The organism is Pseudomonas sp. Y39-6 (assembly GCF_023651955.1).
GTDB lineage: Bacteria > Pseudomonadota > Gammaproteobacteria > Pseudomonadales > Pseudomonadaceae > Aquipseudomonas > Aquipseudomonas veronii.
Window position 1 is genome coordinate 3,791,625 of the sequence record NZ_CP069594.1, and the last position, 14,065, is coordinate 3,805,689.

General features: G+C 61.9%; 11 protein-coding genes. 7 read left to right on the plus strand and 4 right to left on the minus strand.

Annotated elements, in window-relative coordinates; all coding sequences use genetic code 11:
* Window positions 1–139: 139 nt before the first annotated feature.
* The gene (locus JN756_RS17130; RefSeq protein ID WP_017846465.1) at window positions 140–742 is read right to left on the minus strand and encodes a MiaE family protein; all 603 of its coding nucleotides are present in this window, start codon (window positions 740–742) and stop codon (window positions 140–142) included.
* Between the two features lie 149 nt (window positions 743–891).
* Between JN756_RS17130 and JN756_RS17135 the strand changes: the two genes are divergently transcribed.
* Window positions 892–1,755, plus strand: coding sequence for a universal stress protein (locus JN756_RS17135; RefSeq protein ID WP_177030518.1), 864 nt, complete (start codon window positions 892–894; stop codon window positions 1,753–1,755).
* A 3-nt stretch (window positions 1,756–1,758) separates the two neighbouring features.
* On the opposite strand, the gene JN756_RS17140 is transcribed toward JN756_RS17135, so the two are convergent.
* Window positions 1,759–2,229: a DUF1289 domain-containing protein gene (locus JN756_RS17140; protein ID WP_017846467.1), complete on the minus strand. Its 471-nt coding sequence runs from the start codon at window positions 2,227–2,229 to the stop codon at window positions 1,759–1,761.
* Between the two features lie 396 nt (window positions 2,230–2,625).
* Here JN756_RS17140 and acnB point away from each other — a divergent pair, with 396 nt between their 5' ends.
* Window positions 2,626–5,226, plus strand: a complete 2,601-nt coding sequence (acnB, locus tag JN756_RS17145) for a bifunctional aconitate hydratase 2/2-methylisocitrate dehydratase (protein WP_017846468.1) — start codon at window positions 2,626–2,628, stop codon at window positions 5,224–5,226.
* A 51-nt stretch (window positions 5,227–5,277) separates the two neighbouring features.
* On the opposite strand, the gene JN756_RS17150 is transcribed toward acnB, so the two are convergent.
* Window positions 5,278–6,930: a SulP family inorganic anion transporter gene (locus JN756_RS17150; RefSeq protein ID WP_046383647.1), complete on the minus strand. Its 1,653-nt coding sequence runs from the start codon at window positions 6,928–6,930 to the stop codon at window positions 5,278–5,280.
* Window positions 6,931–7,073: 143 nt separating this feature from the next.
* Window positions 7,074–8,351 carry a serine/threonine transporter gene (locus tag JN756_RS17155; protein ID WP_057004649.1) on the minus strand — a complete coding sequence of 426 codons (1,278 nt, stop codon included), beginning with the start codon at window positions 8,349–8,351 and terminating at the stop codon, window positions 7,074–7,076.
* A 487-nt stretch (window positions 8,352–8,838) separates the two neighbouring features.
* On the opposite strand from JN756_RS17155, the gene JN756_RS17160 reads away from it, so the two are divergent.
* The 5 genes from JN756_RS17160 (at window position 8,839) to pdxR (ending at window position 14,021) form a co-directional block, all read left to right on the plus strand.
* Window positions 8,839–9,363 carry a cysteine hydrolase family protein gene (locus JN756_RS17160; protein WP_017846471.1) on the plus strand — a complete coding sequence of 175 codons (525 nt, stop codon included), beginning with the start codon at window positions 8,839–8,841 and terminating at the stop codon, window positions 9,361–9,363.
* 142 nt (window positions 9,364–9,505) lie between these two features.
* Entirely contained in the window at window positions 9,506–10,459 is a 954-nt protein-coding gene (locus JN756_RS17165) for a 2-hydroxyacid dehydrogenase (RefSeq protein WP_017846472.1), read from the plus strand.
* Window positions 10,460–10,588: 129 nt separating this feature from the next.
* Window positions 10,589–11,656, plus strand: coding sequence for a phosphotransferase family protein (locus JN756_RS17170; protein ID WP_046383649.1), 1,068 nt, complete (start codon window positions 10,589–10,591; stop codon window positions 11,654–11,656).
* Between the two features lie 31 nt (window positions 11,657–11,687).
* Window positions 11,688–12,455 (plus strand): SDR family oxidoreductase, encoded by a 768-nt coding sequence (locus JN756_RS17175; RefSeq protein WP_017846474.1) that lies wholly within the window; start codon window positions 11,688–11,690, stop codon window positions 12,453–12,455.
* Between the two features lie 132 nt (window positions 12,456–12,587).
* Window positions 12,588–14,021, plus strand: a complete 1,434-nt coding sequence (gene pdxR, locus JN756_RS17180) for a MocR-like pyridoxine biosynthesis transcription factor PdxR (protein WP_046383650.1) — start codon at window positions 12,588–12,590, stop codon at window positions 14,019–14,021.
* Window positions 14,022–14,065 lie beyond the last annotated feature (44 nt).

Below are 14,065 nucleotides of genomic sequence, written 5' to 3' on the forward strand. Positions count from 1 at the left end.
GCGCATTATAGGTGGCAAGTTGCCCGCCGGCAGCGCTTGACCGGCTACACGCGATGAAGCTTCATGCTTTTAAGAGTTTTTAACAAATAGCCTGCAATTTTTAACGCCGTCGCCGGGCGTTGTATGCGCAGCCGTCGCCTCAGGCTGGCACGCCACTGTGAAAGCGGAACTCGACGTCAGGGGACTCGATCAGTTCCTGCTCGGCCGCCCTCACCCGTTCGATCACCTGGGCAATATCCTTGGCCTCGCCATACTGATAAGCCAGTTTCAAGTAACCCTGGTAGTGCCGCGCCTCGCTTTTGAGCAGGCCGAAGTAGAACTTGCCGAGTTCTTCGTCCAAATGTGGCACCAGCGCCTCGAAACGCTCGCAACTGCGCGCCTCGATAAAGGCGCCGACCACCAGGGTGTCCACCAGTTTGACCGGCTCGTGGCTGCGCACCACCTTGCGCAAGCCCGAGGCATAACGCCCGGCGTGCAACTGACGCAGCGCGACCTTGCGCTTCTTCATCAGGCGCATGACCTGTTCGTGATGGACCAGCTCTTCCCGGGCCAGGCGCGACATCATATTGATCAAGTCAACATGGCTGTGATACTTAGCGATCAGGCTCAAGGCAGTGCTGGCGGCCTTGAATTCGCAGTTCTTGTGGTCGATCAGCAGGGTTTCCTGATCGGCCAACGCGGCCTGGACCCAGGCGTCAGGGGTGGGGCAACCGAGGAATTCGTGGATTTCGGGCAGGTTCATCGGGCTCACGGGCAAAGGATCACAAAAGGTCGCCGATTATACCGACCGCGCCGCAGACCACCAGCCACTGGCCTTGATGTGCATCAACATGACGTCTGGCGGGCAGCAACTATAGTTGTTCAACGCCCCCTTTCTGGAGAGTCCCGACCATGCAAGCCATCCGCAGCATCCTGGTGGTCCTTGAGCCCGAGCATTCGGAAAGCCTGGCCCTCAAACGCGCCAAACTGATCGCCGGGACTACCGGCGCGCGCCTGCACCTGCTGGTGTGCGACAAGAAACATGAGCATTCGGCGCTGTTGAGCCTGCTCAAGTCCGGCCTGACCGAAGACGGCTACAGCGTCACCACCGAACAGGCGTGGAATACCAGCCTGTATGAAACCATCATCGAGGTGCAGCTGGCCGAAGGCTGTGGCCTGGTGATCAAGCAGCACTACCCCGACAGCCCGCTGAAAAAGGCGCTGCTGACCCCGGCCGACTGGAAGCTGTTGCGCTACTGCCCGGCGCCGGTGCTGCTGGTCAAGACAGCAACGCCATGGAACGACGGCGTCATTCTCGCCGCCATCGATGTAGGCAATACCGACACCGAGCATCGCGCACTGCACCACATGATCATCGACTACGGCTTCGACATCGCCAGCCTGGCCAAGGCGTCACTGCATGTCATCAGCGCCCATCCATCGCCAATGCTCTCGGCCGGCGACCCGGTGTTTCAGCTCAAGGAAACCATCGAGGCGCGTTATCGCGAGCAGTGCAAGGCATTCCAGGCCACGTTCGATATCGACGACGCCCACCTGCATATCGAAGAAGGCCCGGCGGATGTGCTGATTCCCCATGCCGCCTACACCTTGAAAGCCGCAGTGACGATCATCGGCACCGTGGCACGCACCGGGCTGACCGGCGCGCTGATCGGCAATACGGCGGAAGTGGTGCTCGATGCGCTGGAAAGCGATGTGTTGGTGCTCAAGCCCGAGGCACTGACGGATCAACTGGAAAAGCTGGCCAACAAAGCCTGATCGTCAGGCGCCCAACACATCCTTGAGAAACCCCGGCGCAATATAGCGCTGGTAGTGCGCCTCGGACAGGATGAAAAACTCACGGTCGATGGCATCGCGCAGCTGCGGCAGGTTCCACTCGCGGAACTCCGGCAGCAGCACCATGCCATAGGCCTCCAGGTTGGAAATCACCCGTGCCCCGCGGGCGATCAACTGGTAGGCCCAGCAGTACTCGGACTGGTGCGGCACAAAGCGGATCTTGCGTTGCTCCAGCTGGCTGCGCAGGGTCTTGGGGTCGAAAACCTCCAGCTTGCCGGCCATGACCTGCACCAACAATTGCTCGAGCCGCAGCCACACCGCACGTTTTTCTTCTTCGTTATAGCCGTTCCACTGGATTACTTCGTGGTGGAAACGCTTGCAGCCGCGACACACGAGGTCACCGTAAACCGTGGAGCACAGGCCTACGCAGGGGGTCTTGATGGCTTGGTTGGACATGGGCGGCAACACGCAAATCAGCGAAACAGGGCGCCATGTTAGCCCTTTGTCTAAGGTTGATCACCCAGCAAACTTGGCTTGGCAACTTACGTTTAGATTTTTTTTGCCGTAGAATCATCCGGCCTTATAAGGCGCCAATAATCCGCTGGAAGCTGTTTTCAAAGCGTCACGAGCACAGTCGTTCCTTCAGAACGGTGTTGGCGATGGTCAATGACCCGGCAGGTCAAGCCAGCGCCAACCCTCATCAGCTCCGTTCTGCAGGCGTAAAACTTTGAAAGCAGCTTCTGTGAGGAATGTCGGCAGCGCTGGCTTTGCGGCCCAAAAAGCCCCCGAGCGCATGCGTGCCGTTCATTTCTGGATGAGCGTCCCGTGGGACCACTGATGAGGGTAATAACTGTGCTTGAAGCCTACCGCAAACATATCGAAGAGCGTGCAGCCCTGGGTATTGTTCCCCAGCCGCTTAATGCCGAACAAACCGCAGGCCTGGTCGAGCTGCTGAAAAATCCCCCGGCTGGCGAAGAAGAATTCCTCGTTGACCTGATCACCAACCGCATTCCACCAGGCGTTGACGAAGCTGCCTACGTCAAAGCCGGTTTCCTGTCTGCCCTGGCCAAGGGCGAAGCCACTTCTCCCCTGATCGACAAGAAACGCGCCGTTGAACTGCTTGGCACCATGCAAGGCGGCTACAACATCGTGACCCTGGTCGAGCTGCTCGACAACGCCGAACTGGCGCCTGTTGCCGCCGCTCAACTCAAGCACACCCTGCTGATGTTCGATGCGTTCCACGACGTGGCTGAAAAAGCCAAGGCCGGCAACGCACACGCCAAGGCCGTGATCCAGTCCTGGGCCGACGGCGAGTGGTTCAAGAACCGTCCGACCCTGGCCGACAAGATCAGCCTGCGCGTGTTCAAGGTCTCCGGCGAAACCAACACTGACGACCTGTCGCCTGCGCCGGACGCCTGGTCCCGCCCTGACATCCCGCTGCACGCCCTGGCCATGCTGAAAATGGCTCGCGACGGCATCGTGCCGGACGAGCAAGGCAAGACCGGCCCGATGAAGCAGATCGAAGAAATGCGCGGCCAAGGCTTCCCGATCGCCTACGTCGGTGACGTGGTCGGTACCGGTTCGTCGCGTAAATCGGCAACCAACTCCGTACTGTGGTTCTTCGGCGACGACGTTCCTTACGTGCCGAACAAGCGTGCTGGCGGTTTCTGCTTCGGCAGCAAGATCGCTCCGATCTTCTACAACACCATGGAAGATGCTGGCGCACTGCCGATCGAATTCGACGTCACCAACATGAACATGGGCGACGTGATCGACCTGTACCCGCATGCTGGCAAAGTCTGCAAGCACGGTACCGATGAAGTCCTGACCACCTTCGAAATGAAGACCCCGGTGCTGTTGGACGAAGTCCGTGCCGGCGGCCGTATCCCGCTGATCATCGGCCGTGGCCTGACCGAGAAGGCGCGTGCCGAACTGGGTCTGCCACCGTCCGACCTGTTCAAGAAGCCGGAAGCTCCGGCCGAAAGCACCAAGGGTTTCACCCTGGCGCAGAAGATGGTCGGCAAGGCATGCGGCGTGACTGGCGTTCGTCCAGGCACCTACTGCGAGCCTAAGATGACCACCGTGGGTTCCCAGGACACCACCGGTCCTATGACCCGTGACGAACTGAAAGACCTGGCGTGCCTGGGCTTCTCGACCGATCTGGTGATGCAGTCGTTCTGCCACACCGCGGCGTATCCTAAGCCGATCGACGTGACCACCCACCACACCCTGCCTGACTTCATCATGACCCGTGGCGGCGTGTCGCTGCGCCCAGGCGACGGCATCATCCACAGCTGGCTGAACCGCATGCTGCTGCCGGACACCGTCGGTACCGGTGGTGACTCCCACACCCGTTTCCCGATGGGCATTTCGTTCCCGGCCGGTTCCGGCCTGGTAGCGTTCGCCGCAGCCACTGGCGTGATGCCACTGGACATGCCGGAATCGATCCTGGTGCGCTTCAAAGGCAAAATGCAACCTGGCATCACCCTGCGTGACCTGGTTCATGCCATTCCTTACTACGCGATCCAGGCTGGCCTGCTGACCGTAGAGAAGAAAGGCAAGAAGAACGCCTTCTCCGGCCGCATCCTGGAAATCGAAGGCCTGGACAACCTGAGCATCGAACAAGCTTTCGAGCTGTCCGACGCCTCGGCTGAACGTTCGGCTGCCGGTTGCACCATCAAGCTGTCGAAAGAGTCGATCACCGAGTACCTGAACTCCAACATCACCCTGCTGCGCTGGATGATCGGCGAAGGCTACGGCGATGCACGTACCCTGGAACGTCGCGCCCAAGCGATGGAAGCCTGGGTTGCCAACCCGGAGCTGATGGTGGCCGATGCCGACGCGGAATACGCCGAAATCATCGAGATCGACCTGGCCGACATCAAGGAGCCTGTGCTCTGCGCGCCAAACGACCCGGACGACGCCCGTCTGCTGTCCAGCGTTGCTGGCGAGAAGATCGACGAAGTGTTCATCGGTTCGTGCATGACCAACATCGGTCACTTCCGCGCTGCCGGTAAACTGCTGGATCAGGTCAAGGGTCAGCTGCCAACCCGTCTGTGGCTGTCGCCGCCGACCAAGATGGACGCTCACCAACTGACCGAAGAAGGCTACTACGGCATCTACGGCAAGGCTGGCGCGCGCATGGAAATGCCGGGCTGCTCGCTGTGCATGGGTAACCAGGCACGTGTAGAACCGAATTCGACCGTCGTGTCGACTTCGACCCGTAACTTCCCGAACCGTCTGGGCGATGGCGCCAACGTCTACCTGGCTTCGGCCGAGCTGGCGTCGGTGGCTTCGATCCTGGGTCGCCTGCCGACCGTCGAGGAGTACATGGAATACGCCGCGAAGATCAACACCATGGCCAGCGATGTGTATCGCTACCTGAGTTTCGATCAGATCGCCGAGTTCCGTGAAAGCGCTGCAAACGCCAACATCCCGGTGCTGCAAGCCTAAGGGTGTGTTGATGTAAAGGACGCCGCGTATCGCAAGATACGCGGCGTTTTTTTATGCCTGGGGATGGCTGTGCAACGCCAGTTGCACCGCACCATCGACGCTCAAGCCGCTGAGCAACACCTCGGGCGCCTGGGCCTCGGGCAGCGCCTGCAAGACTTCATGGGCGTCATGGCGCACCCGCGCCAGCACCAGTTGCTTGCCCTCCCCGCGCACCTGGGCAAAAAAAGCGGCCAGCGCTTCGACGCTGGTGCCGTCGAGGTCGGGGGATTCTTCCAGGCTCAACACCACCGTCTGCGCGGATGACTGACGCATCAGGCGCAGGGCGGCGCCGAGGATGCGCTCGGCATTCGCAAAAAACAGCGCCTCGCTTGGCCGTATGATCAACACGCCGGGAACGGTCAGCGCATCGGCATGGTGTTGACGGTCCACGAAATCATGAGTGTCGCCCAGGCGCCCAAGCACCTGGATATCCGCCGCCGACATCTGGCGCAACATCAACACCACGCTGATCCCGACCGACAACAACAAGCCATCCAGCACGCCGAGCACCAGCACCGCCGCCACCGCACACACCACCAGCAAACGGTCGCGTCGCCACAGGAAGTAACGCCCCAGGGGCTGCAGGCTCAAACCCCGGCCCAGGGCATAGATGACCACCGCCGCCAACACCGGCTCCGGCGTGAGCGCAACATACGGCAGCACCGTCAACACAATCACCAGGATCACCAGCGCCGCGACGATCCCCGCCAAACGCGAATAGGCGCCAGCCGCCTCATTCGCCGAAGTCGCCGAATACCCGGCGCCCGTCGGCATGCCGTGGAACAACCCAGACACCAGGTTGGCCGCGCCCAGCGCCAGCAAGTCGCGGTTGGACGACACCCGGTCGCCGTGCTTGAGAGCGAACGAACTGATGGACCCGTAGGACTCAGCGTACAAAATCATGACCAACGCAAACGCCAACTCGCCCAGGCGCAGCCAATCGGCAAACGGCAGTACCGGCAAATGCCCCAGCTCCAGGCGCAGGTCGATCAGGCCGATCAGCGCGACGCCGTGGGCCTGCAGGTTCAGGCCCTGGCCGGCAATAACGCCGAGCACGATCACCACCAGCCCGCCGGGCAGGCGCGGAACGCGGGCGCATAACCACAACACCAACAAGGCCACCGCAGCCACCAGCGCGGCGGGCCAGTTCCAGTGCGGCAGCTGCTCCAGCAACTGCGGCAGGAAGCGGATCAGGTTGTTATCGGTCAGGTGGACGCCCACCACACTGGCCAGTTGCTTGAGGATGATGGTCAGCGCCAGGCCGAAGGCAAACCCACGCAACACCGGCTTGGCAATAAACGAAGTGACGCCACCGAGCTTGAACAGCCCGGCCAGCAGAAAAAACACGCCAATGATCAGCACCAGCCCGAAGGCCAGGGACAGCCTCAGCGCCGGGTCATCCCCCGCCAGGCTGGCCGTTGCCGCCGCCAACACCGCTGCCGACGACGAAGTCGCCGAGACGATCGCGAAACGGCTGGTGCCGAACAGGCCGTAGCACACCAGCCCGGCAAACAAGGCAATCACACCGGCCTGGGGCGGGAGCGCGGCAATGCTGGAATAGGCCACCGCCTCCGGCAACAGCAAACCGGCAATCGATAAGCCGGCAATTATGTCCTGGGTTCGCTTCGACGCAACGACAACGGGCGTATCGGTTTCAGTTTTCAATCGGCCCCATCCATCCTGGCTAAAAATGTGTTCCAGCTTAGCGCCCATTGCCGCGCGGCGGTTGCGCCGCGTCAGGTTTTCCGAGCGAAAAAAAGGCCGACTCGCCACGCGTGCGAATCGGCCCTGTTCGGTGCAGCGTGCGGTCAGGAGAGCAGCGAGTAAATCAGCGCAGTAATCGCCACCAGGCCGACCGCCGTGACAAACACGTTGGACGCCTGCCCGCGGTACTTGGCCATCGCCGGCACCTTGCGGATCGCGTACATCGGCATCAGGAACAGGATCGACGCAATGATCGGCCCGCCCAATGTCTCGATCATGCGAAGGATGCTCGGATTGAGCGTGGCGACGATCCAGCACACCACCAACATGAAGGCGGCGGTCATGCGGTCCAGGGTCTTCGGTGCCGGACGCCGGCCGGTTTTCGCGACCAGGCCCTTGAGGCCTTCACTGGCGCCGATGTAATGGCCCAGGAACGACTTGGCAATCGCCACGAACGCAATCAGCGGCGCGGCGAAGGCGATGGTCCGGTTGTCGAAGTGGTTGGCCAGGTACGACAGGATCGACAGGTTCTGTGCTTTCGCTTCAGCCAGTTGCGCCGGCGACAGGGTCAGCACGCAACTGAACACGAAGAACAGCACCATCGCCACCATCAACAGGTGCGCGCGCGACAGGATCTGCGAACTGCGCTCATCGGCATGCGCGCCGTACTGGCGCTTCTGGTCCACCGCAAAGGCCGAGATGATCGGCGAATGGTTGAACGAGAACACCATCACCGGAATCGCCAGCCACAAGGTGTTGAGCAACGCCGAAGGTGCCGGCACCACGTTGGCGGTGCTGAGGATGCCACCGTTCCAGTGCGGGATCAGGTACACCGCCAGGAACAGCAAGGCGACGATGAACGGGTACACCATCAGGCTCATGGCCTTGACGATCGCCTGCTCACCGCAACGCACCACGGCCAGCAGGCCGAGGATCAGCACAAACGCCAGGATCGCCCGTGGCGGCGGCATGATGTGCAACTGGTGCTCCATGAAGCTGCCGACGGTATTGGTCAGCGCCACGCTGTAGATCAGCAGGATCGGGAAAATCGCCAGGAAGTACAGCAAGGTGATCAGCGCGCCGGCCTTGACGCCGAAGTGCTCTTCGACCACGTCGGTGATGTCGGAACCTTCACGGCCGGACAGCACGAAACGCGTCAGGCCACGGTGGGCAAAGAACGTCATCGGGAAGGCCAGCAGCGCCAGGATCACCAGCGGCCAGAAGCCGCCGAGGCCAGCGTTGATAGGTAGAAACAAAGTGCCGGCACCAATCGCCGTGCCAAACAAGCCAAGCATCCAGGTGGTGTCCTGACGACTCCAGCTTGTAAGGATTACAGGTGTCGTGACATAGCGTTCGTCGACGCTATTGGCCTGATCATTCATCCGGTCGGATCTCCGCATTTCCACAGCCGGCACGAGTCAGAAAAACCTGACAGGCAGCGCCCCGGCTATAACAGGGGCGCGATTGTCCGGGATTCTTTTAAATAAGCAAAGGCTTAGCTGAGGAATGGTTAAGCGGTGCAGAGGCTCAAGGACGAGGTTGTCGGCTATTTTTTGCGCATTTGGCACGGAGAGCCCCCTGGGTAGTCGCGTGTCAGACGAGTCCCTTGTGGATGCCCGAAACATCGTCACGCCTTATAAGAAGTTGCCCGCGACGCTTGACAGCCAAACTTATGCCCCAGCATGATCGGTCATGAACCTTTTTCAGCAGCACCTCACCCGCACCACCACCACGACCGCTTCTGGCGGGTCGTGCGGTTGCTGTGGGTGCTTGAACTAGACACCTCACGGATTCAACCCAAGGCCCCGCCAGCAATGGACGGGGCCTTTTTTATTGCGCCGCCATCCGGCACGCGAAAGGAGCAACACCATGGCTGACGCCCTGCTGATCATCGATATGCAAACCGGCCTGTACGCTGGCCCGGAGCACCCCTTCGAACGCGAACGGGTGCTGCAGACCATCAACCAACTGATCGGGCGCGCGCGCCACGCCGGCGCACCGATCTTCGTCGCCCGCCACACAGGCCCGGCGGGCTCCGCGATTGCCGCGGGCAGCCCGTATTGGCAGGTGTGGCATGAGCTGGATGTCGATGAAGCGCGTGACCAGTTCTTCAACAAAACCCGGCCCAGTTGTTTCCTCGGCACCGATCTGGCGCAGCGACTGCGCGCGATGCAGCTCAATGAGCTGGTGATTGTCGGGATGAAAACCCAGTTCTGCATCGATACCACTTGCCGCGTCGCAGTCGAACTGGGGTTCTCGGTGATACTGCCCGAAGACGGCCACACCTGCATGGACACTGCGACGCTGTCGGCGGCGGCGATCATCGAACATCACAATGCCACGTTGGCCGGGGCGTTTGTGCAACGCGTGAGCGCCGCCGCGATCAGTTTCTGACAACGCAAATACCGTAGGGGGCACGCGTCGCCCCCAACACCTGCAAGCTCGGCCCTACGACGATTTTTCTGCCACAGCAAAGCGATTTTGCTGACAAATCCCGCATACTCTTGCTCTCAAAACCTTCAGGAAGAGCCGTCCGATGACAACCACTGTTCTGGTCCTGGTCGAAACCATCAACGAATACCTGCCCATCATCGAAAGCAATGACTTTCATGTGATCCTGGCACCGACGCCCGCCGAACGCGCCCAGGCCATCAAGGCCCACGGCGGGCAGATCAAGGCCGTACTGACGCGTGGCCCGCTGGGCCTGTATGCCGAAGAAATCGCCGCGCTGCCGTTGCTGGAGATCATCTGCGTGATCGGTGCCGGCTATGAGCATGTCGACCTGCAGGCGGCAAGCAACCGCGGGATCGTGGTGACCAACGGTGCCGGGGTGAACGCGCCTTCGGTGGCGGACCACGCCATGGCCTTGCTGCTGTCATTGGTGCGCGGTATTCCGCAAACGGACGCGGCAGTGCGCCACGGCGAATGGCCCAAGGTGATGCGCCCTTCCCTGGGCGGCAAGCAACTGGGGATTCTCGGCCTCGGCGCGGTGGGCCTGGAGATCGCCAAGCGCGCCGCCCTCGGGTTCGGCATGCAGGTGAGTTACCACAACCGCCAGCCGCGCGATGACGTGGACTACATCTATTGCTCGACCGCCGTGGAGCTGGCACACACCTCGGACTTCCTGATCCTGGCCACGCCCGGCGGCCCAGGCACGCGCCACTTGATCGATCGGCATGCCCTGGATGCATTGGGGCCGAACGGCTACCTGGTGAATATCGGCCGTGGCAGCGTGGTGGTGACCGCCGACCTGGTCGCCGCCCTGGAACAGCGGCGTATCGGCGGCGCGGCACTGGATGTGTTCGACGACGAGCCCAAGGTGCCCGATGCCCTCAAGCGCCTGAGCAATACCGTGCTGACCTCCCATGTGGCCGGGCTGTCGCCGGAAGCCGCGCACGATACGGTGCAACGGGTGGCCGACAACCTGCTGGAGTACTTCGCCGGCCGGCCGGTGCTGACGCCGGTCGCCTTGCCCCCGCCCGAAAAATGACCGATCAGGCACGCTGATCATCATCCAACACGCGAACCTATTAAGCCGCCCCGACCTTGTGGCCGGGCGGCTGGGCGCATTAGATTAGCCAATAGTCCGAGGCCTTTAGAATAAGCAGAAGGGATAAGCATGGCGCTGAACGACCAATCGACCCAGATCCGCCCAGGCGAAGAACTTGATGCCAGCCTGATCGATCCCTACCTCAAGGCCCATATCCCGGGCCTGAGCGGCACGCTCAAGATCAGCCAGTTCCCCGGCGGCGCGTCCAACCTGACCTACTTGCTGGAATACCCGGGCCAGGAATTCGTGCTGCGCCGCCCGCCGTTCGGGCACAAGGCCAAATCGGCCCATGACATGGGTCGCGAGTTCCGCATTCTCAATCAGCTGAAAGACGGCTTTCCCTACTGCCCCAAGGCCTACGTGCATTGCACCGATGAATCGGTGATCGGCGCCGAGTTCTATGTGATGGAGCGCGTCAACGGCATCATCCTGCGCTCCGACCTGCCGGCCGAACTGGGCCTGGACGCGAGCAGGACCGAAGCGCTGTGCAAAAGCTTTATCGACAAGTTCGTCGAACTGCACCAAGTGGACTACAACGCCTGCGGCCTGGCCGACCTGGGCAAGCCCGAGGGGTACGTGGAACGCCAGATCCGCGGCTGGAGCGACCGCTACGAAAAAGCCCTGACCCCCGACGCACCTCGCTGGGAGGCCGTGCGCGCCTGGCTCAACGACAAGATGCCAGCCGACCATCCCACTTCCAGCATCGTGCATAACGACTACCGCTTCGACAACGTGATCCTCGACCCGCACAACCCGATGCAGATCATCGGCGTGCTGGACTGGGAGCTTACCACCCTCGGCGACCCGCTGATGGACCTGGGCAACACCCTCGCCTACTGGATCGAAGCCGCCGACCCGGCGCCCGTGCAACTGATGCGCCGCCAGCCGAGCAACGCGCCGGGCATGCTCACGCGTCGCCAGTTCGTCGACTATTACGCCGAGCGCGCCGGCCTTGAGATCGACAATTTCGACTTCTACTACACCTACGGCCTGTTCCGCCTGGCCGGCATCGTGCAGCAGATCTACTACCGTTTTTTCCATGGACAGACCCAGGACAAACGCTTTGCGCAGTTCATTCAGATGAACAAGCTGCTGGAGCAGATGAGCCTGAATGTCATCGGCAAATCCGCCCTCTGATCGACCGAGCCAAGACCCACAAGGAACCCCCATGTCCAAGACCAACCTGTTCGACCTCGACGGCAAGATCGCTTTTGTCTCCGGCGCCAGCCGTGGCATCGGTGAGGCCATCGCCAAGTTGCTGGCCCAGCAAGGCGCCCACGTGATCGTGTCCAGCCGTAAGCTGGAAGGCTGCCAGCACGTAGCGGATGCGATCATCGCCGACGGCGGCAAGGCCACTGCGGTTGCCTGCCATATCGGTGAAATGGAGCAGATCAGCCAGGTCTTCGCCGGCATCCGCGAGCAGTTCGGCCGCCTGGACATCCTGGTCAACAACGCCGCAACCAACCCGCAATTCTGCAACGTGCTGGACACCGACCTGGGCGCCTTCCAGAAAACCGTGGATGTGAATATTCGCGGCTACTTCTTCATGTCGGTGGAAGCCGGCAAGCTGATGCGCGAAAACGGCGGCGGCAGCATCATCAACGTGGCCTCGATCAACGGCATCTCGCCGGGCGTGTTCCAGGGCATCTACTCGGTGACCAAGGCCGCGGTGATCAACATGACCAAGGTGTTCGCCAAGGAATGCGCCGAATTCGGCATCCGCTGCAACGCCCTGCTGCCGGGCCTGACCGACACCAAGTTTGCCTCGGCGCTGGTGAAGAACGACGCGATCCTGAAAATGGCCCTGGCGCAGATCCCGCTCAAGCGCGTGGCGGACCCGAGCGAGATGGCCGGCGCGGTGCTGTACCTGGCCAGCGATGCATCCAGCTACACCACCGGGGTGTCGCTGAACGTGGACGGTGGTTTCCTGTCCTGACCACATAAGCAGCACAATCCCCAGGTGGGAGCAGGCCCGCTCCCACTTTTTTTATCGCGTTGTCATACAGCCCCTTTGGAGCAAACGTCGCCAGCGAGTAGTCTTGGACCGACTCAGCCCCTCAGGAAAAACATGGAACTGCACGTGATCATCAACGGCCGCAAGGACCTGGCCGAACAGCTTTACCAGCAACTGCGCGAAGCCATCGACTCCGGCCGCCTGGCCGCCGGGGCGCAATTGCCGCCCAGCCGCCTGCTGGCCGCGCAACTGGGCGTGTCACGCAAGACCGTGTCCGACACCTACGCCACCCTGACCTACGAAGGCCTGCTGGTTGGCAAGATCGGACGCGGCACGTTCGTCAACAGCCGCACTCCGCCGACCGAACGCCTGCAAACCGCCACCGACCTGGCCTGCGCCGCCAACCTGGCGAAGTGGCAGGCACTGCCCTCGCCCATGCATCACCCCACGCGCGACAGTGCCCTGCGCTACGAGTTCCTCGGCGGCGCCACCAGCCGCCACCAATTCCCCCAGGACGAATGGCGACGCTGCACCCAGGACGCCCTGCGCCGTATTGCCCAGAACAGTGGCCTCTACAGCCAGACCGAAGGCCTGCTGGCGTTGCGCAGCGCCATCGCCGGGCACATTGCGTTTTCCCGTGGGGTCAAATGCAGCGCCGACGACATCGTGGTCACCAACGGCGCGCAGCAGGCTCTCGACCTGATCGCCCGCGTCGTGCTGGAGCCGGGCAGCATCGTCGCCATGGAAGACCCCGGCTACACCCCGGCGCGCCAGTTGTTCATGGCGATGGGGGCAAACGTCATCGGGGTGCCCGTCGACGATCAGGGCATTCAGGTCGAGCGGATCCCCGACGGTGCGCGGCTGATCTATGTGACACCGTCCCACCAGTTCCCCCTCGGCATGCCCATGAGCCAGGCACGCCGTGAAGCCCTGCTGGCCCGTGCGTTCGAGCTGGGGGCGATGGTTATCGAAGACGACTACGACAGCGAATTCCGTTACGAAGGCCGTCCCACCGACTCCCTGCAAAACATGGACACCCGAGGCGTGGTGACTTACGTCGGCACCTTCTCCAAAACCCTGCTGCCGGAGTTGCGCCTGGGCTATGCGGTACTGCCGCCAGCCCTTTATGGCGCGGTGCTCAAGGCCAAGCAATTGACCGATCAACACAGCTCCACCTTGCCGCAATGGGCGTTAGCCAAGTTCATCAGCGAAGGCTATCTGCTCAAGCATATTCGCCGCTGCCACAGCGTGTATGCCGGGCGCCGCGAGCGCATCCTGCAGCGCCTGGCGGGCGACCTGGCGCCGTGGTTCGAAGCGGTGCCCACCGTGGCCGGCTTTCATATGGCGGCCCTGTGCAAGGTGCCGGTGAATATTGCGTTGTTGATGCAGCTGGCACGCCAGGTCGACGTGGGCCTGTACCCGCTCGACGTGTTTTTTCACGACACGCCGGTACGCCCGGGCCTGATCATCGGCTTCGGCGCGATCGAAACCCTGGACATCGACCCGGCCCTGGACAAGGTGCGCGACATTCTCCAGCAGATTGGCTAGAGGTTTTTCGGCTGGATTGGTCATTGGTCGGCGGGAGCACGCGG

Excerpts from the sequence above, each read along its gene's own strand:
- JN756_RS17175 (WP_017846474.1), top strand. The coding sequence starts at position 11,688 with ATGTCCAAGACCAACCTGTTCGACCTCGACGGCAAGATCGCTTTTGTC.
- JN756_RS17130 (WP_017846465.1), bottom strand. The coding sequence starts at position 742 with ATGAACCTGCCCGAAATCCACGAATTCCTCGGTTGCCCCACCCCTGAC.
- JN756_RS17140 (WP_017846467.1), bottom strand. The coding sequence starts at position 2,229 with ATGTCCAACCAAGCCATCAAGACCCCCTGCGTAGGCCTGTGCTCCACG.
- JN756_RS17160 (WP_017846471.1), top strand. The coding sequence starts at position 8,839 with ATGGCTGACGCCCTGCTGATCATCGATATGCAAACCGGCCTGTACGCT.
- pdxR (WP_046383650.1), top strand. The coding sequence starts at position 12,588 with ATGGAACTGCACGTGATCATCAACGGCCGCAAGGACCTGGCCGAACAG.
- JN756_RS17165 (WP_017846472.1), top strand. The coding sequence starts at position 9,506 with ATGACAACCACTGTTCTGGTCCTGGTCGAAACCATCAACGAATACCTG.
- JN756_RS17155 (WP_057004649.1), bottom strand. The coding sequence starts at position 8,351 with ATGAATGATCAGGCCAATAGCGTCGACGAACGCTATGTCACGACACCT.
- JN756_RS17170 (WP_046383649.1), top strand. The coding sequence starts at position 10,589 with ATGGCGCTGAACGACCAATCGACCCAGATCCGCCCAGGCGAAGAACTT.
- JN756_RS17135 (WP_177030518.1), top strand. The coding sequence starts at position 892 with ATGCAAGCCATCCGCAGCATCCTGGTGGTCCTTGAGCCCGAGCATTCG.